Genomic DNA, 18,641 nt, shown 5'->3' on the forward strand with positions numbered 1-18,641 from the left:
CGGGTCTCCTCAGTGCGCGGCGGTCAGGTCGGAACGCAGCTGCGCGAGGCGCTGCGAGAGGGGGGCGGGGAGCGTGTCCCCGAAGCGGGCGAAGTACGCCTCGAGCTCGTCGAGCTCGGCCGTCCAGGCCGCGCGGTCGATCGCGAACAGTTCGGCGAGGTCCTCGGCGGGGACGTCGAGGCCCGTGACGTCGAGGTCACCGGGGGCCGGGACGAGTCCGACGGGCGTCCGCACCGCGTCGACCGATCCGGCCACGCGCCGGCAGATCCACTCCACGACGCGGGAGTTCTCGCCGAACCCGGGCCAGAGGAACCGGCCGTCGTCCCCGCGGCGGAACCAGTTCACGCCGAACACGGCGGGCGTCCGGGAGAGCTTCCCGCCCATGCCGAGCCAGTGGCCGAAGTAGTCCGCCATGTCGTACCCGGCGAAGGGCAGCATCGCGAAGGGGTCGTGGCGCAGTTCGCCGACGGTCCCCTCGGCCGCGGCGGTCAGCTCGCTGGAGATCGAGGCGCCGAGGAACACACCGGCGCGCCAGTCCTCGGCCTGGAGGACCAGCGGCACGTTCGTGCGCCGGCGGCCGCCGAACAGCACCGCGTCGACCACGACCCCCGCGGGGTCGTCGGCGTCGTCGGCCAGGGACGGGCATTGGGACGCGGAGACGGTGAACCTCGCGTTGGGGTGCGCCGCGGGCGTGCCCGAGGCGGGGGTCCAGTCCTGTCCCCGCCAGTCCACGAGGTGCTCGGGAACCTCCTCGGTCATCCCCTCCCACCACACGTCCCCGTCGTCGGTGAGGGCCACGTTCGTGAAGATGACGTTCTCGCGCAGCATCTCCATGGCCGTCGGGTTCGTCGACCACCCCGTCCCGGGCGCCACGCCGAAGAACCCCGCCTCGGGGTTGATGGCCCGCAGCCGGCCGTCCGCGTCGGGGCGCATCCAGGCGATGTCGTCACCGATCGTCTCCACCGTCCAGCCCGGGACGGTGGGACGCAGCATGGCGAGGTTGGTCTTCCCGCACGCCGAGGGAAAGGCCGCCGCCAGGTGGAACTGCCGCTGCTCGGGGTCCGTGACCTTGATGAGCAGCATGTGCTCGGCCAGCCACCCCTCCTCCCGCGCCATCGCGGAGGCGATGCGCAGGGCGAAGCACTTCTTGCCCAGCAGCGCGTTGCCGCCGTACCCGGAACCGTAGGACCAGATCTCCCGGGTCTCGGGGAAGTGGGCGACGTACTTGAGGTCGTTGCAGGGCCAGTGGACGTCGTCCCGGACGACCCCTCGGTCGTCCACCAACGGGTACCCGACGGAGTGCACCGCGGGCACCCACGCCGCACCGGGGGTGATCGCGGTCAGCGCCTCGACCCCCATGTGCGTCATGATCCGCATCGAGACCACCGCGTACGGGGAGTCGGTGACCTGCACGCCGAGCTGGGAGATCGGGCCGCCGACCGGGCCCATCGAGAACGGCACCACGTACATCGTCCGGCCGCGCATGGAGCCCGTGAAGGCCTCGTCGAGTTCCGCGCGCAGGGCGGTGGGCTCGCGCCAGTTGTTCGTGGGGCCGGCGTCCCGCTCCTCCTGCGAGGCGATGAACGTCCGCGACTCGACGCGGGCGACGTCGGTCGTCGTCGAGCGGGCCAGGAAGGAACCGGGTCGCAGGTCCTCGTTCAGCCGGACCAGGGTCCCCGAATCGACCATCTGCGTCGTGAGCCGGTCGAACTCCTCCTGCGACCCGTCGCACCAGACCACCGCGTCCGGCTGCGTGAGCCTCGCGAGGTCCTGCACCCAGGACAGGACCTGGGGGTTCACGTCGGACCGTGTGGTGAGGGGCGCGTCCAGCTGCGTCGTCAAGGCTCGTCTCCCGGATCGTGGGTCGTCGTCGACCCCACGATCCGGGAAGCGAGCACCCCTCAGAAGGCCTCAACGCCCGAAAGATGGGCCGTTCTTCACCGTCGGTGCAATCGCGTCAGCGGGGCTGCACCTCGCCCATGGGACCGAAGCCCGCGACGTCCGGCGCCTCGACGTAGATGATCTGCGGCTGGGCGGCGACGTGGTCGGGCATCTCGGAGATCGCCTTCTGGAAGTGGTCGGACGCGACGTGCGTCTTCCCGGCCTCGTCGTCCCGGAAGCCCTCGACGAGGGTCCAGAGGTTGGGGTCCTCGACGCTGCGGGACCAGTCGAAGAAGAGGTTCCCCGGCTCGGCGCGGACGGCGTCGGTGAACTCGCGGACGAGCTCGGGCCAGCGGTCGGACAGCTCGGGCTTCACGGGCCACTTCACCACGATCAGGATCATGCGGCGAGAGTAGTGCGGGCAGGCTCGGGCGACCCGCCGACGCCCGCCGGTCAGAACGGTGGTGGGTCGTCGGCCTCGCGGGCAGCGCGCAGCGCCACGACCCGCCGGGCGCGGTCGTCGACGTGCTCCCACACGAACTGGGTCTTGAACCGGTGGTGCGTCCGGCACAGGGCTTGGAGGTTCTCGGCGGTGGTGGGGCCGTCGGGCCAGGGCACGATGTGGTCCTGGTCGCAGTCGGCGGCCGGGCGCACGCATCCCGGCCCGCGGCAGGTCTGGTCGCGGGCGACGATGATCCGGCGCAGGGCGGCGGAGGGGCGGTAGACGTCGGCGGCGACGTCGATGACGTCCCGCGTGCCGGGGGCGACGATCACCTTGCGCCAGGTGGCGTCGGGGTCGGCGGCCAGTTCCCGCGCGGTCTCGATGCTCACCGGTCCGAGGCCGTCGACACACGCTGAGGTCTCGGGAAGGTCCCCGCCGTCGTGGCCGTCGGTGCCGACCAGGGTGGTCGCGTCGATGCGCAGGAGGACGTGGACGCTGGTGGCGGGCCGGTGACTGCGCCCGGTGGTGACGGGGTGGTCCTGATCGGCCGGGCGCTGGTGGGCGGTGTCGGAGACGGCGGGGGTCCACCGGGTGAGGCCGTCGCGCAGGACGTCGACGAGGGCGTCGTTGACCCTGGTGGCGTGGTCGCGGGTGTCGTGGACGCCGTGGGCCGTGGTGTGGTCGGTGGTGGCGTCGGCGCAGGCGGTGGCGGACGTCATCAACCGCCGTCCCAGGCCCAGGGGGAGCTTCAGGGACAGGTGGGCGGTGGCGCCGTCCTCGCAGTCGGTCAGGACTGCTTCGCGTCCGGGGTGGCGGGTGTGGTGGACGACGCGTTCGTGGTGGGGGGTCATCCGTTCCAGCAGCCGGAAGCAGCGGCCGTGCAGGGCGGAGCCGACCTTGCCGTCGCGGGCCCAGGCCAGGGCGGTGGTGTGGAACGCGTCGAGCGCCGCAGTGAGAGCCTCACCGTCCAGCAGGGCCGGTCCTTCGGTGATCGCCCCGTTCGCGTTCGTGGTGTCGGCGTCGGCGGTGAGGGTTGCGGTGAGGGTTGCGGTGAGGGTTGCGGTGAGGGTTGCGGTGAGGGTTGCGGTGAGGGTTGCGGTGAGGGTTGCGGTGAGGGTTGCGGTGAGGGTTGCGGTGTGGGCGGCCAGGCGGCGGGACTGGGCCAGGACGGTGCGGGCTTGGCGGGCGGTGACCTGTCCGGCGGCGACGGCTTCCCAGACGGGGCGTTCGGCGGTGCCGGCGGTGTGGGCGGTCCACACGTGGGTGAGGGCCGACTCGATGGGGACACCGCAGCTGCGGGAGTGGTGCAGGGCGACGACTTCGACGGCGGCGCGCAGCGGGTTCCAGGGGGCGAAGTCGTGCCCGCGCAGGCGCAGGAAGACCTGCTCGCCTCGTTCGATGAGTTCCCCGGCCTGGTCGGGGTGGGGGTGGGTGCTGAGTTGGGTGATGAGGTCGGCCAGGCCGAGCAGTTCGGCGGCGTGGGCTTGGTCGGCGGCGCGGCGCAAGGCGGCGAGGTGGGCGTCGACGTCGACGTCGGTGAAACCGTCGGCGTCGAGGGGGAAACGGGTCGGCGGCATGGAGTGCGCGGGGTGCCCCGCGTACTCCTGGACCGTCGTCGTCATGCCCTGATCCTACCATCCAGGATCGGTTCGAACAAGGCAAACATACTGTGCTGCAACGACTCCCGCGGGTTGAGCCGACTCCGCGGGTGTTTCCTGGAGCGCCTCGAGGAGCAACCAGCAGGAACCTCCACCCTCGTTCCCCTGCCGTCCGACACGCCCCCGGCAAGGACATGCCGCGTCGCCCTGCGGCAGAACCGGCCGACAGCGAGGCACCCTCCCGCCGCGGAGATGGGAACGGACCCCAGCAGCCTCCCGCCATCCCCTCGGGCGTCGCGCAGGCCCACGGGTTCTCCTCGCTCGCCTGGCCGATCGTCGACGAGTTCAGCTGCGCGTTCGCCGGTCAGCCCGACAGCGGCTACGTCCCGGCGGTGCAGATCACCGACGCCGACACCGTGGGCGGCACGACGTCGTGGGACCCTGCGGGGTACCGCGAGGCCTACGCGACGCTCTGGGGTCGCTGACCGGCCGGCCCGTTCGAGACGAGGAGCACCGTGATCCACCCCCTGTTCGACGTCAGCGGCTCCCGGGCCCTGGTGACCGGCTCCAGTCGTGGCATCGGCCACGCCCTGGCGACGGGACTGCTGGAGGCGGGCTGCACCGTCGTCCTCAACGGCCGGGACCCCGACCGGTTGGAGGAGGCCCGCGCGGGTCTGGCGGAGCGGTTCGGCGACACCGTGCACGCCGTGGCCTTCGACGGGACGGACTCGGACTCGGTGCGCGAGGGCGTCGCGCGCACCGAGGCCGAGGTCGGTCCGCTCGACGTCCTGGTCAACAACACGGGCGCGCAGCACCGCGCACCGTTCCTGGAGTTCCCCGACGAGGCGTGGCACCGCCTGCTGGCCACGAACCTCACGAGCGCCTTCCTGGTGGGCCGGGAGGTGGGCCGGGCCATGGCGTCCCGCGGGCGCGGGAAGATCGTGAACGTCGCCTCGTTGCAGAGCGAGGTGACCCGGCCCGGCATCACGCCGTACGCCGCCACCAAGGGCGGCCTGAAGATGCTGACGAAGGGCATGTGCGCCGACCTCGCCCCGCACGGCCTGTGCGTCAACGCGATCGGTCCCGGCTACTTCGACACCGAACTCACCTCCGCACTCGTGGCGGACGAGGAGTTCAGCGCCTGGGTGCGGGGCCGTACCCCCGCCGGCCGGTGGGGGAACGTCGAGGACCTCGTGGGGACATTGCTCTTCCTCGTCAGCCCGGCGGCGGACTTCGTCAACGGGCAGGTCGTCTACGTGGACGGAGGCATGACGTGCGTGCTGTGATCGCCCACGGCAAGGGCGACGTCCGGGTCGAGGAGCAGGAGCTCCCCCGCCCCGGCGCCGGACAGGTGGCGGTGCGGATCGCGTTCGGCGGGATCTGCGGGTCGGACCTGCACTACGTCCACCGCGGCGGCGTCGGCGACTACTCGATCCGGGAACCCCTGACGCTCGGGCACGAGGTGTCCGGCACGGTCGCCGAGCTCGGCGAGGGGGTCGACGGGCCACCCGTCGGAACCCCCGTCACCGTCCACCCGGCGACACCCTGCGGCGAGTGCGCGCAGTGCCGGGCCGGACGGCCCAACACCTGCCCCACCACCCGCTACCTCGGCAGCGCCGCGCACCTGCCCCACGTCCAGGGCGGTTTCGCCGACGTCGTCGTCGTCCGGGCCGCGCAGCTCGTCGAACTCCCGGAGGGGCTGGCCCTGGACCGGGCCGCGCTCGCCGAACCGCTCGCGGTGGCGCTGCACGCGGTCTCCCGCGCCGGAGACCTACAGGGTCGCCGCGTGCTCGTCACCGGTGCCGGACCGATCGGCGTCCTGGTCGCCGCGGCGGCCCGGCACGCGGGGGCGACGGAGGTCGTCGTCAGCGACCTCGTCGGCGAGGCGCTGGACGTGGCCCGGCGCTGCGGAGCGACGTCGACGGTGCACGCCGCGGACCTCGACCGCGCGGACCCCCTCGACGTCGACGTCGCGATCGAGGCGTCCGGAGCGCCGCCCGCGCTCGGGACCTGCGCGCGGCACGTCGTGCGCGGTGGCGTCGTGGTGCAGGTCGGGCTCCTCCCGCCGGGCGACGTGCCCGCCCCCGGGAACCTGCTCGTGACCAAGGAGGTGGACCTGCGCGGCGCGTTCCGGTTCAGCGACGAGATCCGCACCGCCGTCGACCTGCTGGCCGGCGGCCTGCCGGTGGACGCCGTGCTCACCCACCGGGTCCCCGTGGCCGAGGCGGTCCCCGCGTTCGAGCTCGCCGGAGACCGGCGCGTGGCCAGCAAGGTCCTGCTCGACTTCACCTGAGAGGAGTCCGGCAGACGTCACAGGACGGAAACACGGACGGAACGCGGTCGACATCGGGGAACCGGACCATAACCGACACGGTTTCGGTTAGGCTCCGGTCGTGCAACGGAGCACCTCACCCAGGAGGACCTCGTGATGGACCCTGTGATCAGCCCCGCGTCGACTGCTCAGCCCGCCGCTCCCCCCGCATCCACCAGCACCGACCAGCTCAAGGGCTCCCTCGGGGCCACCGGCATCACCGCCATGGTGGTCGCCGCCGCCGCTCCCCTGACGGTGCTGACCGGGATCGCCCCGCTGGCCATCGCCATCGGCGGCATCGGCGCCCCTGCCGGCTACCTCGCCGCCATGGTGGTCCTCGCGATCTTCGCCGTGGGCTTCACGACCATGACCCGCGTCACCGGCGGTGCGGGCGCGTTCTACTCCTACGTGACGTTGGGCCTGGGCCGGAGCTTCGGCGCCGCAGCCGGTCTCGTCGCGATCATGTCGTACAACGCCCTGCAGATCGGCGTCTACGGCCTGCTCGGCCTGCAGTTCCAGGCCACCGTCGCCCGCCTCACCGGGCTCGTCCTGCCCTGGTGGTTGTACGCCGTCGCCGCCATCGCCGTGGTGTGGGCACTGGGCCGGCGCGGCATCGACATCGGCGCCAAGCTGCTCGGGGTGCTGCTCGCGGCCGAGACCGCGATCCTCGTCGTCCTCGTCGTGAGCATCCTGGCCAAGGGCGGCGCGAACGGGCTGCACCTGACGTCCTTCAGCGCCCCCGCGCTCACCGACCCGGGCCTCGTCGGCATCCTCGGCTTCTGCTTCGCGGCCTTCGCCGGGTTCGAGTCCACCGCGCTGTACCGCCGCGAGGCGAAGGACCCGGAGCGGTCGATCCCCCGGGCGACGTACGGTGCCGTGGCGTTCCTCGGCCTCTTCTACGCCTTCGTCGTGTGGGCCGTCATCCAGGGCCTGGGCGACACCGACGCCCGCGCCGCCGCGGGGGCGAACCCCGTCGCGCTCTTCACCGCGGTGATGGACCGGTACGCCGGCGCCTGGGCCACCGACGTCATGGCCGTCCTCGTGCTCACCAGCGTCCTCGCGGCCCAGATCGCGTTCCACAACGCCATCAACCGGTACTCCTTCACCCTCGCCAAGGACGGGCTGCTGCCCGCCGCGCTCGGCCACGCCCACCCTCGCTACGCGTCGCCGGCCCGCGCTGGCGCGGCGCAGAGCGTCCTCGCCGTCGCCGTCGTCGTGGTCGCCGCGCTCGTCCACGCCGACCCGTACCGCCAGCTCGTCATCCTCGTGAACACGCCGGGAGCGATCGGCGTCATGCTCCTGCAGACCCTCACGAGCATCGCGGTCGTGGCGTACCTGCGCCGCCGGCCCGACGTCAGCGCCCTCGTGAAGTGGGTCTCGGTGCTGGCCTCCGTCCTGCTGGCCGTGGCCACCGGACTCCTCGTGCGCTACGTCGGGCTGCTGACCGGCGCCCCCACCTCGACGAACGTCGTCCTGGTGGCGATCGTCCCGGCGGCCCTCCTGCTGGGCATCGTCCTGGCGCAGGTGCTGCGCAGCCGCCGCCCCGACCTCTACACCCGCATCGGCGGCGAGTCGTGACCGCCGCGCAGCTCGTCGTCGTCGCGGACACCGTCCACACGCTGGACCCCGCGCGGCCGCACGCCCAGGCCGTCGCCATCGCCGACGGGAGGATCACCGCCGTCGGCGACCGGGCCGACGTCGGCAGCTGGCGGGGGAAGGACACCGAGGTCGTCGACCTCGGCGCCGCCACCGTGACCCCGGGCCTCGTCGACGGGCACGTGCACCCGGTCATGGGCCTGGTGCTCACTGCCGGCATCGACCTGTCCGCCGTCCGGACGCGCGGCGAACTCGTCGGGGCGCTGCGCGCGGGCGTCGCCGACGCCGGGACCGACGTGCGCGGCGGAGCCTGGGTGCGCGGCTGGGGTCTGGACCCCAACGCGTTCGAGGGCGCGCCGATCACCCACGAACCCCTCGTCGCGGCCCTCGGCCCCGACGCCCTCGTGCACATCACCCTGTTCGACGCGCACTCGGCGCTGGTCTCCCCCCGCGCCCTGGAACTCGCGGGCATCACCGGTCCCCGGGAGTTCCGGTCCGGTGCGTCCGTCGTCGTCGCCGACGGACGTCCGACGGGCCACCTGCTGGAACTGGAGGCCGTGGACCTCGTCGGGGACCTGCTGCCGTCCGAGGCACCGGAGCAGCGGCGCCGCCGGTTCCGCGACCTGCTGCAGTCGATGGCCGCGGTGGGCCTGGTCGGGGCCAACGCGATGGACTTCGAGGGGGACTCCGCAGAACTCGTGCAGGCGGTCGCGCAGGAGGAGGCGGGGTTGCCGATCCGCCTGCGCTTCGCTCCGTTCGTCATGCCGCAGCACGGCCGGGACCACCTCGACCACGTCGTGGACCTGCAGCGCAGCGCTGGGCGCCGGTGGGCCGTCGACGGCGCCAAGTTCATGGTCGACGGAACCATCGACGGAGGGACCGCCTGGCTGGAGGAGGCGGACACGCACGGCGAGTCCACCGCACCGTTCTGGCCCGACCCCGCCGAGTACACCGCGGCCGTGGAGTTCCTCACCGCCCGCGGGGTGCCGACGGTGACCCACGCGATCGGGGACGCGGGGATCCGCCACGTCCTGCGGACCGTCGCGGGTCTCAGCACGAGGACCGGACCCGTCGTGCCGCACCGGATCGAGCACATCGAGACCCTGCCGGACGACCTCGTGGAGGAGTTCGCCCGACTCGACGTGACCGCCAGCATGCAGCCCACCCACTGCACGCACTTCACGAAGGCCGACCACAGCGACAACTGGTCCCGGCGCCTCGGGAAGGTGCGCGCCGACCGGGCGTTCCGCACGCGCGACCTGCGCGACGCCGGGGCCCGGCTCGCCCTGGGGTCGGACTGGCCCGTCGCCCCCTTCGACCCGCGGGCGGTCATCGCCGACGCCCGGTTGCGCCGCACGGCCGGCCGGGTCGAGGAGGAACCCGTCCTGCCCGGACAGGCCCTCACCGCGCTCATGGCGCTGGAGGGGTACACCACCCATGCAGCCACCGCCGCGGGGCTGGGCGACCGGGCGGGTACGGTGCGAGCGGGCGCGCGGGCCGACCTCGCCGCCTTCGGCCTGGACCCGCTGAGGGCCGACCCCGACGAGTTCGCGCAGTCCCCCGTCCACCTCACGGTGGTCGACGGTTCCGTCGTGCACCGCGCCTGACCCGGCGGAGAAGGAACCCGTCCGCCCCGCACGAACCACCCTGAACCACCGGAGAACCCCATGGCTCGTCCCAGCACCCCGCTCCTGTCCCGCGAGCAGATCCTGCGCGCCGCGCTCGACCAGCTCGACCGGACCGGGGAACTGGGGCTTCCCAAGCTCGCCCGACAGCTCGACGTCGGGACGTCCTCGCTCTACCACCACTTCAAGGGCGGTCGGGAGGAACTCGTCGAGGGGTTGCGGGGACTGCTCACCGAGGAGGCGATGCCGGAGGAACCCCTGCCCGGTGAGAGCTGGCAGGACTTCGTCCGGCGCTGGGCCGGGCGCTACCGTTCGGCGTTCGTGGCCCACCCCGCCGCGGTGCCGCTCATGACGGCGCAGACCGTCACCCACCCGTCGACGCTGGCCAGCTACGAGACGCTCGCGCGGGTCCTGCACGACGCCGGTTTCGACGACGAGGAACTCCTGCACGCCGTCACGGTGCTCGACAACTTCGTGCTCGGTTCAGCGCTGGACGCCGGGGCCCCCGTGGAGGTCTGGGCCGACTCGGGCCGGGCCGACTCCCCGCTCTCGCGCGCGATCCGGGCGACGAAGGCGCAGCCGGGCGACCGGTCGGCGCGGGCGTTCCACATCGGTCTGGAGAGCCTGCTCACCGGCCTGGAGTCCTTGCGGGACCAGGCAGCGCCCGGGCGCTGATCAGCGCACGGGCGGCAGGCCCCGGGGCACTCGCTCGGGGCCGGCCTCCACCGGACGGTCTCCCGCGAGCGGGTGCAGGCGGAACGCGAGCAGGGCCACGTCGTCCTCGTGCTCACCGGGGACGAGCCGCTCGAGGACACCGTCGAGGAGGTCTTCCAGGCTCTGTCCCGCGAGGTCGGCGACGACCGAGCGCAGCAGCGCGAGCCGGTCCTCCAGCGGGGTGTCGCGGCGTTCGATGAGGCCGTCGGTGAAGGCCAGCACCGTGCAGCCGCGTTCGAGCACCGCGACGTGGTCGGAGCGGACGACGGTCGGGTCGATGCCCAGCAGCAGCTCGGACGCCCCGGAGTCGAGCGACCGGACCGAACCGTCGGGGCTGACGACGAGCGGGTCGAGGTGCCCGGCGTTGGACCAGCGCACGTGGGTCCGCTCCCCGGACAGCTCCAGGCGGGCCACGACCGCCGTCGCCGTGGTCCCCACGTCCAGGCCCTCCATCGCGGCGTCCAGGCCCGAGAGCACCCGAGCGGGCGAAGCCCCTGTGCTGTAAGCGATCCCCCGCAGCAGCGAGCGGACCTGACTCATGGCGGCCGCCGCGTCGATGTCGTGACCCATGACGTCGCCGATGACGAGGACCGTGGCGCCGTCCGGGGTCAGGAAGGCGTCGTACCAGTCGCCCCCCACCCGCGCGGCACGGGCCGCGGGCCGGTACCGCACCGCCACCTGCACGTGGTCCGGCTGGACGGGCGGCGTGAGGATGCTGCGCTGCAACCCCTCGGCGACCCGCTGCTGCTGGGAGTAGAGCCGGGCGTTGTCGAGGGCCAGGCCCGCGCGGTCGCCGACCTCCGTCGCCAGCAGGAGGTCCTCGGCCGAGAGCCGGTCGGCCGCGCGGTCGTGGAAGAGGCTGATGAGCCCGACCGTGCGCCCGCGGGCACGCACCGGCAGGCACTCGAACGCCTGCGGCGCCAGCCGTCCCAGCAGGTCGCGCGCCGTCGAGCCCGGCGAGAGCTGCGCCGAGATCGCCGCGGTGGCACCCGAGGCGACGCCGGTGGGCTGCCCCGTGCGCCACACGCGGAACAGGTAGGAGCCCGGCTCCAGCGCCTGCAAGCGCGCCTCGCGGTACTGCTCGACGAGGTCGCGGCGGGCCGGGTCGGCGTGCTGGCAACCGAGGTCGCGCAACCCACCGTCCTCGTCGACGAGGGTCACGAGGCACCAGTCCCCCAGCGCCGGGACCAGGTGCTGCGCCAGCCGCGCGTACGCCTCCTCCACGTCCAGCGTGGAGGAGAGGTCCTCGCTGACGCGGACGATGAGCCGCAACCGCTCGGCGGCGTCGGCCGTCGCCGCGTGGGCCGCTTCCAGCGCCCGCTGCGCGCGCATCCGCTCGGTGACGTCGAGGAAGGAGACCGACAGACCGTCGGGGTCGGACCAGGCCCGCACCTCGAACCAGGCGTCCAGGGGCGCGGGGTAGTACGCCTCGAACGTCGCCGGCACCCCGGTCTCGGCCACGGCGCGGTAGTGCCTCTCGAACTCCGACCCGACGGCCTCGGGGAACAGTTCCCACACGCAGCCGCCCAGCAGCTCCGTGCGCGAGCGCCCCAGGACGCGTTCGGCCTCACCGTTGACGTGGCTGAACCGGAACTCGCGGTCCAGGGAGAAGAAGGCCGACGACATCGACTCCAGGACGCGGGCGATGCGGGCGTCCTCGTCCCGCGCCGCGGTCGTGTCGTACGCCGCCCCCAGCACGCGCGCGGCGCGGCCGGACTCGTCGGCCAGGGACTGCCCCTTCGCCCGGACCCAGCGGGTGGTGCCGCCCGGGAGGACGATGCGGTACTCCGCGTCGTAGGGCCCCACGGTGTCGATGGACTCCTGCAGGGCCCGGGCCACGCGGGCGCGGTCGTCGGGGTGGACCCGGTCGTTGAACGCCTCGATGGTGCGTCCGAAGTCGTCGGGGGCGTAGCCGAACATCTGCAGCAGGTTCTCGTCCCACGTGAGGCTGCCAGTGCCCAGGTCCCAGTCGAACGTGCCGACCCCGCCCGCGCTGACGGCCAGCTGGTGGCGCACGCGGACCGCTTCGAGGTCCACGGACAGCGCCGACAGCTCGAGCTCGGTCACGGCGGAGGTCGCCAGCGCGGTGAGCAGCGAGACGTCCGACCCCGCCCACTCCCGCACGTCGGGCCCGAAGACGCACAGCGCGCCGACGACGTGCCCGTCCTGGCCCCGCAGCGGGACACCGAGGTAGGCCCGGACGGCGCCGCTCGTGACGGGCGGCAGTCCGCTGACGCGCGCGTCGGCGAGGGCGTCGGTGACGACGAGGGGTTCGGCGGACGTCGCCGTCACGGTGCAGAGCGAGTCCGCCAGCGGCGTCGGCACCCCGGCGGCCGTCCCGACGGCGGCGGAGATGGTCTGGACGTCGGAGAGCAGGGAGACCTGGGCGGCGGGCGCCCCGAGGAGGCGGGCAGCGAGCTCGGCCAGCCGGTCCAGCGCCGGGTTGCTGCTGGCCGTCACGAGGCGCCGGGCGGACTGGACGCGGTCGGCATCGCCGGCGAACGCGGCTGCGTCGGCAGCCGGTGGCGGGCGGTCCATGGCGTGTGCTCCTCGGCCGACCGGCGCGAGGACCGGGCTGGGACAGGATCGGGCTGGGACAGGGTGCAACGGTCGCCGGCGTTCTCCAGCGTCCTCGAGTGTGACACGCCGGGTGCGGTCACGACCGTCGAAAGCCCTCGTGCGGCAGCATCGTCGGCCGTGCCGACCGTCCGGGGCCGCCCTGCCCCGCCCGCCCTGCCGCTCGTCCTGCTGCTCGGTTCGCTGCTGGTGGTGTCGGTGCTCGTCGCCCTCGCTGCGCTGGGCGGTGCCCACCGCAGCGACCGGAGCGCTCCCCCGGCGGCGTCCGCGCAGACGGCCGTCGCCCAGCTCGCCACGCTGGAGGTCCGGGCGCCCGCACCGCACCTGGGCTACGCGCGGGAGCGGTTCGGCGACGGCTGGGTCGACACCGACCGCAACGGCTGCGGCACCCGCGACGACGTCCTGGCCCGCGACCTGCAGGACGTCTCGCACCGTCCCGGGACCGACGGGTGCGTCGTGACGAGCGGGGACCTCCTCGACCCCTACAGCGGTGAGCGCATCCACTTCGTCCGCGGCCGCGCGACGAGCGAGCGGGTCCAGATCGACCACGTGGTGGCCCTGTCCAACGCGTGGCAGACGGGGGCGCAGGGGTGGGACGCGGCCCGGCGCACCGCCTTCGCCAACGACCCCCTGGAACTGCTCGCCGTGGACGGTTCCCTGAACGCCGCGAAGGGGGACGGGGACGCGGCGGCGTGGCTGCCGCCTACGGTCGGCTTCCGCTGCCGGTACGTGGCGCGGCAGGTGGCGGTGAAGGCCACCTACGGGTTGTGGGTCACCCCGGCCGAGAAGGAGGCCGTGGCCCGCGTGCTCTCGACGTGCCCCGGCGAACCCTCGCCCGCACCTACGCTCGCGGGGTGACCCTCGACGCCGTGCTCGCGTTCTGCGCCCTGTGCCTGCTGCTTGAGCTGACACCGGGACCGAACACGTTCCTCGTCCTGCGGCACAGCCTGCACGGGGCGCGGGCGGGCGTGGTCACGGCGGCGGGTTCGGCGCTGGGGGCGCTCGTGTGGGCCGGCGCGGTCGCCGTCGGCCTGGCGGCCCTGCTGGAACGGTCGGCGCAGGCGTACCAGGTGCTGAAGGTGGCGGGCGGCTGCTACCTCGTCCACCTCGGCGTGCGCACGTTCCTGGCGCACCGGCGCGCGAGCAGCGGCGGGACCCTCGTCGCGGCGGCGCCGCGGTTGCCGGCCGCGTTCCGCTCCGGCCTCGTCTCCTGCGTCCTCAACCCGAAGGTGGGGTTGTTCTTCCTCGCGGTGGTCCCGCAGTTCGTGCCGGCGGGGGCCGGGGCGCGCGGAACCCTGCTGCTGGGCGCCCTCGAGGCGGGCGTCGCCCTGCTCTACCTCACGGTGCTGTCCCAGGTCGCCGCCCGGGCGGTCGAGTGGCTCCGCCGACCGCGCGTGACCCGCACGCTCGACCGGGTCAGTGCCGCCGTGCTGACGGCGTTCGGGGTCGGGACGATCGCCGGGGCCCGTTAGTTCGGTTCCCCCAGGGGCGTGCGGTGGAAGTCGCCGCCGACGAGGTCGTCGTCCTCCTGCGGGCCCTGCGCCGCGAACACCTCGGCCGCGAACTGCTCGGAGTCGTCCTGCGGGTGGTACCCGATCGCCTCGCCCTCGGTGAGGGACCACCACCGCCGGGTGTTCGCCGAAACCCCCCAGACGCAGTGCCACCCGGTGACCTGCGGCGCCACCGCGGCCGTCACCAGCCGGGCGCAGTCGTCGTACGACATCCACGTCGACAACCCCCGCACCCCCCCGGGGTGCGGGAAGCAGGAACCGATGCGCAGCGCGACGACGTCCAGGCCGGCCCGGTCGACGAACAACCGGCACAGCGACTCCCCCGCCGTCTTGCTCCAGCCGTAGTAGCTGTCGGGGCGGAACGGCGTGTCCGCGGCCAGCAGTTCCCCGTCCGCCCGCCCGGTGAGTCCGACGGCGTGGTTGCTGGAGGCGAACACCACCTTGCCGACGCCCGCCCGGACGCACGCGTCGAGCAGGACCCACGTGCCGTGCACGTTGGCCTGCAGCACGTCCGGCCAGGCGCGTTCCTTGCTCAGGCCCGCGAGGTGCACGACCGCGTCCACACCCGCCACGGCCCGGTCCACCACGTCGGGGTCGGTGACCGACCCGACGAGAACCTCGTCGGCCCCGCCCTCCGGAGCGGCGAGGTCGAGGGAACGGATCCGGAACCCCCCGGCCCGCAGCCGGGGGACGAGTTCACGGCCGAGCCCGCCGGCGGCACCGGTCACGAGCAGGAGGGGGTGTTCGGTCACGCTCTGGTCTTAGCATGGCCGGGTGGCTGAGGGAACCGGGCGACCCGGCGCGTACCGCAAGGGGATCGAGCGGCGGCAGCAGATCCTCGACCACGCCATCGACCTGTTCGCCGAGCACGGTGTCGACGGCGCCTCCCTGCGGTCGGTCGCCGACGGCACGGGCGTCTCGCACGCCGCGCTGCGGCACTACTTCAGCTCCCGCGACGAACTCCTCGTCGAGGCCTACCGCGAGCACGAGCGACGCCACTCCTCCCCGGAGGACCCGGCCGCGGGCGGCCCGGTCGCGCAGATGGCGCGGTCGGCGGACCGCAACCGGGTGGTACCCGGCCTCGTGCAGCTGTACGCGACGCTGACCGCCGACGCGCTGCAGGAGCGGCACCCGATGACCCGGGAGTTCGTGCAGGCGCGGTTCTCGCGGGTGCGGGCCGAACTCGCCGACGCGGTCGCCCTGGGGCAGCGCGAGGGCCGCATCGCCACCGACCTCGACCCCGCGGACGCCGCCGCCCTCGTGATCGCCGCCTCCGACGGGTTGCAGGTGCAGTGGCTGCTCGACCCCGACGGCGTCGACGTCCGGCGGTCGCTGGAACTCCTGGAACGCCTGCTGCCCAGCCGCCGGGACACCGGCGGCGAGGACACCTGACCTCAGCAGCCGCAGCTGCGCCGCACGACGAGCTCGGCCGGCAGGACCTGACGCTCGTGCTCGCCGTCCGGAGCGGGGTCCAGCGCCCTGGCGACGGCGGCCCGCGCCATCTCCTGCACCGGCTGCCGCACGGTCGTCAGCGGGGGCAGCGTGAACTCCGTCTCCTCGGTCCCGTCGAAGCTCACGACGGCGACGTCGTGGGGCACCCGCAGACCGCGTTCGTCCAGCGCCCGCAGCACCCCCACGGCCTGGAGGTCGGAGCTGACGAACACCGCGTGCGGGTGGTCGTCCCCGGCGAAGAGGCGGGTTCCGGCGTCGTACCCGCCCCGTCGGGAGAACTCCCCCCGGGCGATGGGCCCGACCCCGGTGCCCGCTTCGCGCGCCGCGGCGCGCCAGCCCTCCTCGCGCAGTTCCCCCGCCTCCCCGCCGATGACGAGCGCGACGGGACCGCGGCCGTGCCCCAGCAGGTGCGAGGTCCCCGCACGGGCGCCCTCGTACGCGTCCACGCCCAGGCTCGGGAAACCCGGCACCTCGAAGAAGGTGTTGAGCTGCACGAGCGGTACCCCGAGACCCGCGCGGGCCACCAGGTCCGGACGCGCCATGACGCTGGTGACGACGATCGCGTCCACCCCCCGGGCGCTGAGCGCCTCGATGCGCCGGTGCTCGGCCTCGACGCCGCCGTCGGTGCTGACCAGCAGGACGTCGTAACCGCGCGCCGCGGCCACCGCGTCGACCGCCAGCGCGAACTCCGCCCACAGCGGGTTCCCGAGGTCCGGGACGACGTGCCCCAGGAGGCGGGAGGACCCGCGCCGCAACGCCTGCGCCGTCGAGTTCGGCCGGTAGCCGAGCGCCTCGATGGCCTCGCGGACGCGCGCCGCGGTCGCCGGGGCGACCGGGCGCGGGCCGTCGTTCACCACGTAGCTCACCACCGCCGAGCTGACCCCGGCGTAGCGGGCCACGTCGGCCCGGGTGACGTTCCTGCTCACCCCCGGGAGGGTACTGGCCCCCACGGCGGCAGCGGGCGCGTCAGAGCGTCGCGGCGCTCGGGTCCCAGTCCTCCGGCAGCGGGGCCACGGGCGCCACCGTCGAGGCGATCTCGACGGCCGTGCCGCTCGCGGCCGCGTCGCGGACGGCGAGCAGCACGTCGAGCACGTGGGCCGCCACGGCTCCGGACGCGCGCTCGGTCCCCCCGGTCCGGACGGCCCGGGCGAGGTCCAGGACGCCGGAGCCCCGACCGAACGTCGAGCCGACGGCCGGCAGCGTCGTGGGCTCGTCCTGCCCGAGGCGCCACAGGGTCGAGTCGCCGTCGAACGTGTTCGGGTCGGGCAGGACGATGGTGCCCTCGGTGCCGTTGATCTCGACGAACCCGTTGCGCGGCAGCGCGTGCTGGAAGGAGAACGTCGACTGCGCGGACTGGCCGCCGTCGAACTCGATCAGCGCGGCGTGGTGGGTCGGCACCTCGACGGGGAAGGTCTCCCCCCCCCGCGGGCCGGAGGCGATGGTGCGGGTGGCCACCGAGCGGGACGCCACGGCCTGCACGCGGTTCGCGGAACCGAACGCGTGGACGAGGGTCGTCACGTAGTACGGGCCCATGTCGAACAACGGACCCGCGCCGTGGGCGAAGAGGAAGTCCGGGTTCGGGTGCCACGCCTCGGGACCGGGCACGTGGAACATCGTCGTCGCGGTCAGCGGCTGGCCGATGTCCCCGCGCGCGATCGCGCGCAGGGCGCTCTGGATGCCCGCCCCGAGCACCGTGTCCGGCGCGCAGGCGACGCGCAGGCCGAGCCGCTCGGCGTCGGCGAGCAGCGCCCGGCCGGACTCCGCGTCCAGAGCGAGGGGCTTCTCGCTCCACACGTGCTTGCCCGCGGCCAGGACCTGGCGGCCGACCTCGGCGTGCACCGCCGGGATCGTGAGGTTGACGACGATCTCGACGTCGTCACGGGCGAGGAGTTCCTCGACCGTCCCCGACGCCTTCACACCGAAGGCCTCGGCCTGCGCCGCAGCCCGGTCCAGGGCGATGTCGGCCACGAACCGGACCTCGACGTCGGCGAACTTCGTGAGGTTCTCGAGGTACTGCGTGGAGATGTTCCCGGCGCCGATGACGCCGACCCCGACGCGGCTCACGCGTCGTTCTCCGTCAGCCACGCGAGGGAGGCCGCGATGCCCTCGAACACGTCGCCGGAGTAGGCGTCGAACTCGATGACGCGCAGGGCGTCGGGCGCCGCCGCCAGGATCGCGGGGACGTCGATCTCGCCGCGGCCCGCCGGCTGCTGCAGCGAGGTGTCGGTGCTGCGGGCGCCGTCCTTGACGTGCAGGAACTTCACGCGGTCGCCGAGGGAGCGCAGCAGCGCGGGGGTGTCGGCGCCGCCGACCGTGGCCCAGAACGTGTCGACCTCCAGGACGACACCGGGTTCGAGCTGCTCGGCGAACAGCTCGAGGACCGGGCGGCCGTCGACGGTGTTCAGCAGCTCCCAGTGGTGGTTGTGGTAACCGAAGTCGAGGACGTACTCGTGCGCGAGGGCGCTCAGCTCGTTGACCCGCTCGGCGATCCGCTGCACGTCGTCGGCCGTCTGCCAGCGCTCCGAGGGCACGAACGGGTCGATCACCGTCGTGATGCCCAGGGCGTTCGCGGCCTCGAAGACCTCGCGCGGGTTCTCCGCGTCGATGACGGGCGCGTGCCCGGAGGGCGCCGTGACACCGGCGGCGGCGAAGGCGTCCTTGAACTCGGCGGTGCGGGTGTGGAAGGCGTAGGGCTCCACCTGGGTGAGACCGATCTCGGCCAGTCGCGCCACCGCGGCGGACAGGTCCTGCTGGACGGCGTCGCGCACCGAGTACAGCTGCACGGAGGGTTTCCGGGACACCTCGAGACTCCTTCGTTCCGTGGACGGGGTGGGCCGGTGGCCGGCCGCGGCCGATCCTACACGGGAACCTTCCAGTGGAAGGTATTCGCCCCGACGAGCCCGCCACCGCCGCCCGCGCTACGTTGCCCAGGCC

At 73.8% G+C, this 18,641-nt stretch carries 17 protein-coding genes; 9 read left to right on the forward strand and 8 right to left on the reverse strand.

Annotated features, from left to right (window positions below; all coding sequences use genetic code 11):
- Positions 1-9 precede the first annotated feature (9 nt).
- The 3 genes from ACFEMC_RS15680 to ACFEMC_RS15690 all read right to left on the reverse strand — a co-directional run bounded on the left by ACFEMC_RS15680 (position 10) and on the right by ACFEMC_RS15690 (position 3,945).
- Positions 10-1,842 carry a phosphoenolpyruvate carboxykinase (GTP) gene (locus ACFEMC_RS15680; RefSeq protein WP_380170501.1) on the reverse strand — a complete coding sequence of 611 codons (1,833 nt, stop codon included), beginning with the start codon at positions 1,840-1,842 and terminating at the stop codon, positions 10-12.
- A 115-nt stretch (positions 1,843-1,957) separates the two neighbouring features.
- Positions 1,958-2,284, reverse strand: a complete 327-nt coding sequence (locus tag ACFEMC_RS15685) for a putative quinol monooxygenase (RefSeq protein WP_380170502.1) — start codon at positions 2,282-2,284, stop codon at positions 1,958-1,960.
- Positions 2,285-2,334: 50 nt separating this feature from the next.
- Complete coding sequence (locus ACFEMC_RS15690) at positions 2,335-3,945, reverse strand: HNH endonuclease signature motif containing protein (RefSeq protein ID WP_380170503.1); 1,611 nt, start codon at positions 3,943-3,945, stop codon at positions 2,335-2,337.
- Between the two features lie 170 nt (positions 3,946-4,115).
- On the opposite strand from ACFEMC_RS15690, the gene ACFEMC_RS15695 reads away from it, so the two are divergent.
- The 6 genes from ACFEMC_RS15695 to ACFEMC_RS15720 all read left to right on the forward strand — a co-directional run bounded on the left by ACFEMC_RS15695 (position 4,116) and on the right by ACFEMC_RS15720 (position 10,128).
- Positions 4,116-4,406, forward strand: coding sequence for a hypothetical protein (locus ACFEMC_RS15695; RefSeq protein ID WP_380170504.1), 291 nt, complete (start codon positions 4,116-4,118; stop codon positions 4,404-4,406).
- 30 nt (positions 4,407-4,436) lie between these two features.
- A complete protein-coding gene (locus ACFEMC_RS15700) occupies positions 4,437-5,207 on the forward strand; it encodes an SDR family oxidoreductase (protein ID WP_380170505.1) in 771 nt (256 codons plus the stop codon).
- Positions 5,195-6,214, forward strand: coding sequence for an L-idonate 5-dehydrogenase (locus tag ACFEMC_RS15705; protein ID WP_380170506.1), 1,020 nt, complete (start codon positions 5,195-5,197; stop codon positions 6,212-6,214). The genes ACFEMC_RS15700 and ACFEMC_RS15705 overlap by 13 nt, the downstream gene beginning before the upstream one ends.
- Before the next feature lie 135 nt (positions 6,215-6,349).
- Positions 6,350-7,810: an APC family permease gene (locus ACFEMC_RS15710; RefSeq protein WP_380176819.1), complete on the forward strand. Its 1,461-nt coding sequence runs from the start codon at positions 6,350-6,352 to the stop codon at positions 7,808-7,810.
- On the forward strand, positions 7,807-9,435 hold the full coding sequence (locus ACFEMC_RS15715; protein ID WP_380170507.1) for an amidohydrolase: 1,629 nt from the start codon (positions 7,807-7,809) through the stop codon (positions 9,433-9,435). The genes ACFEMC_RS15710 and ACFEMC_RS15715 overlap by 4 nt, the downstream gene beginning before the upstream one ends.
- A 60-nt stretch (positions 9,436-9,495) precedes the next feature.
- Positions 9,496-10,128 (forward strand): TetR/AcrR family transcriptional regulator C-terminal domain-containing protein, encoded by a 633-nt coding sequence (locus ACFEMC_RS15720; protein ID WP_380170508.1) that lies wholly within the window; start codon positions 9,496-9,498, stop codon positions 10,126-10,128.
- Here ACFEMC_RS15720 and ACFEMC_RS15725 read toward each other — a convergent pair whose 3' ends face one another.
- Positions 10,129-12,705 carry a SpoIIE family protein phosphatase gene (locus tag ACFEMC_RS15725; protein WP_380170509.1) on the reverse strand — a complete coding sequence of 859 codons (2,577 nt, stop codon included), beginning with the start codon at positions 12,703-12,705 and terminating at the stop codon, positions 10,129-10,131.
- A gap of 159 nt (positions 12,706-12,864) precedes the next feature.
- On the opposite strand from ACFEMC_RS15725, the gene ACFEMC_RS15730 reads away from it, so the two are divergent.
- Both ACFEMC_RS15730 and ACFEMC_RS15735 read left to right on the forward strand, forming a co-directional pair.
- A complete protein-coding gene (locus tag ACFEMC_RS15730; RefSeq protein WP_380170510.1) occupies positions 12,865-13,602 on the forward strand; it encodes an HNH endonuclease family protein in 738 nt (245 codons plus the stop codon).
- Positions 13,599-14,216: a LysE family translocator gene (locus ACFEMC_RS15735; protein ID WP_380170511.1), complete on the forward strand. Its 618-nt coding sequence runs from the start codon at positions 13,599-13,601 to the stop codon at positions 14,214-14,216. The genes ACFEMC_RS15730 and ACFEMC_RS15735 overlap by 4 nt, the downstream gene beginning before the upstream one ends.
- Here the strand turns inward: ACFEMC_RS15735 and ACFEMC_RS15740 are convergent.
- Positions 14,213-15,007 carry an NAD-dependent epimerase/dehydratase family protein gene (locus tag ACFEMC_RS15740; RefSeq protein ID WP_380170512.1) on the reverse strand — a complete coding sequence of 265 codons (795 nt, stop codon included), beginning with the start codon at positions 15,005-15,007 and terminating at the stop codon, positions 14,213-14,215. The two genes, ACFEMC_RS15735 and ACFEMC_RS15740, sit on opposite strands and share 4 nt — an antisense overlap.
- Positions 15,008-15,029: 22 nt before the next feature.
- Here ACFEMC_RS15740 and ACFEMC_RS15745 point away from each other — a divergent pair, with 22 nt between their 5' ends.
- Positions 15,030-15,647, forward strand: coding sequence for a TetR/AcrR family transcriptional regulator (locus tag ACFEMC_RS15745; RefSeq protein ID WP_380170513.1), 618 nt, complete (start codon positions 15,030-15,032; stop codon positions 15,645-15,647).
- A 2-nt stretch (positions 15,648-15,649) separates the two neighbouring features.
- On the opposite strand, the gene ACFEMC_RS15750 is transcribed toward ACFEMC_RS15745, so the two are convergent.
- Genes ACFEMC_RS15750 through ACFEMC_RS15760 form a run of 3 tightly spaced genes read right to left on the reverse strand, consistent with a single transcriptional unit; the run spans position 15,650 to position 18,508 of the window.
- Positions 15,650-16,633, reverse strand: coding sequence for a LacI family DNA-binding transcriptional regulator (locus ACFEMC_RS15750; RefSeq protein ID WP_380170514.1), 984 nt, complete (start codon positions 16,631-16,633; stop codon positions 15,650-15,652).
- Positions 16,634-16,673: 40 nt separating this feature from the next.
- Positions 16,674-17,771, reverse strand: coding sequence for a Gfo/Idh/MocA family protein (locus tag ACFEMC_RS15755; RefSeq protein WP_380170515.1), 1,098 nt, complete (start codon positions 17,769-17,771; stop codon positions 16,674-16,676).
- The gene (locus ACFEMC_RS15760) at positions 17,768-18,508 is read right to left on the reverse strand and encodes a sugar phosphate isomerase/epimerase family protein (RefSeq protein ID WP_380170516.1); all 741 of its coding nucleotides are present in this window, start codon (positions 18,506-18,508) and stop codon (positions 17,768-17,770) included. The genes ACFEMC_RS15755 and ACFEMC_RS15760 overlap by 4 nt, the downstream gene beginning before the upstream one ends.
- Between the last annotated feature and the right edge of the window lie 133 nt (positions 18,509-18,641).

Source organism: Kineococcus sp. DHX-1, from assembly GCF_042473625.1.
Taxonomy (GTDB): Bacteria; Actinomycetota; Actinomycetes; order Actinomycetales; family Kineococcaceae; genus Kineococcus.

Coding starts and splice junctions, on each gene's coding strand:
- ACFEMC_RS15685 (WP_380170502.1), bottom strand. CDS start 2,284: ATGATCCTGATCGTGGTGAAGTGGCCCGTGAAGCCCGAGCTGTCCGAC.
- ACFEMC_RS15690 (WP_380170503.1), bottom strand. CDS start 3,945: ATGACGACGACGGTCCAGGAGTACGCGGGGCACCCCGCGCACTCCATG.
- ACFEMC_RS15695 (WP_380170504.1), top strand. CDS start 4,116: ATGCCGCGTCGCCCTGCGGCAGAACCGGCCGACAGCGAGGCACCCTCC.
- ACFEMC_RS15710 (WP_380176819.1), top strand. CDS start 6,350: ATGGACCCTGTGATCAGCCCCGCGTCGACTGCTCAGCCCGCCGCTCCC.
- ACFEMC_RS15720 (WP_380170508.1), top strand. CDS start 9,496: ATGGCTCGTCCCAGCACCCCGCTCCTGTCCCGCGAGCAGATCCTGCGC.
- ACFEMC_RS15725 (WP_380170509.1), bottom strand. CDS start 12,705: ATGGACCGCCCGCCACCGGCTGCCGACGCAGCCGCGTTCGCCGGCGAT.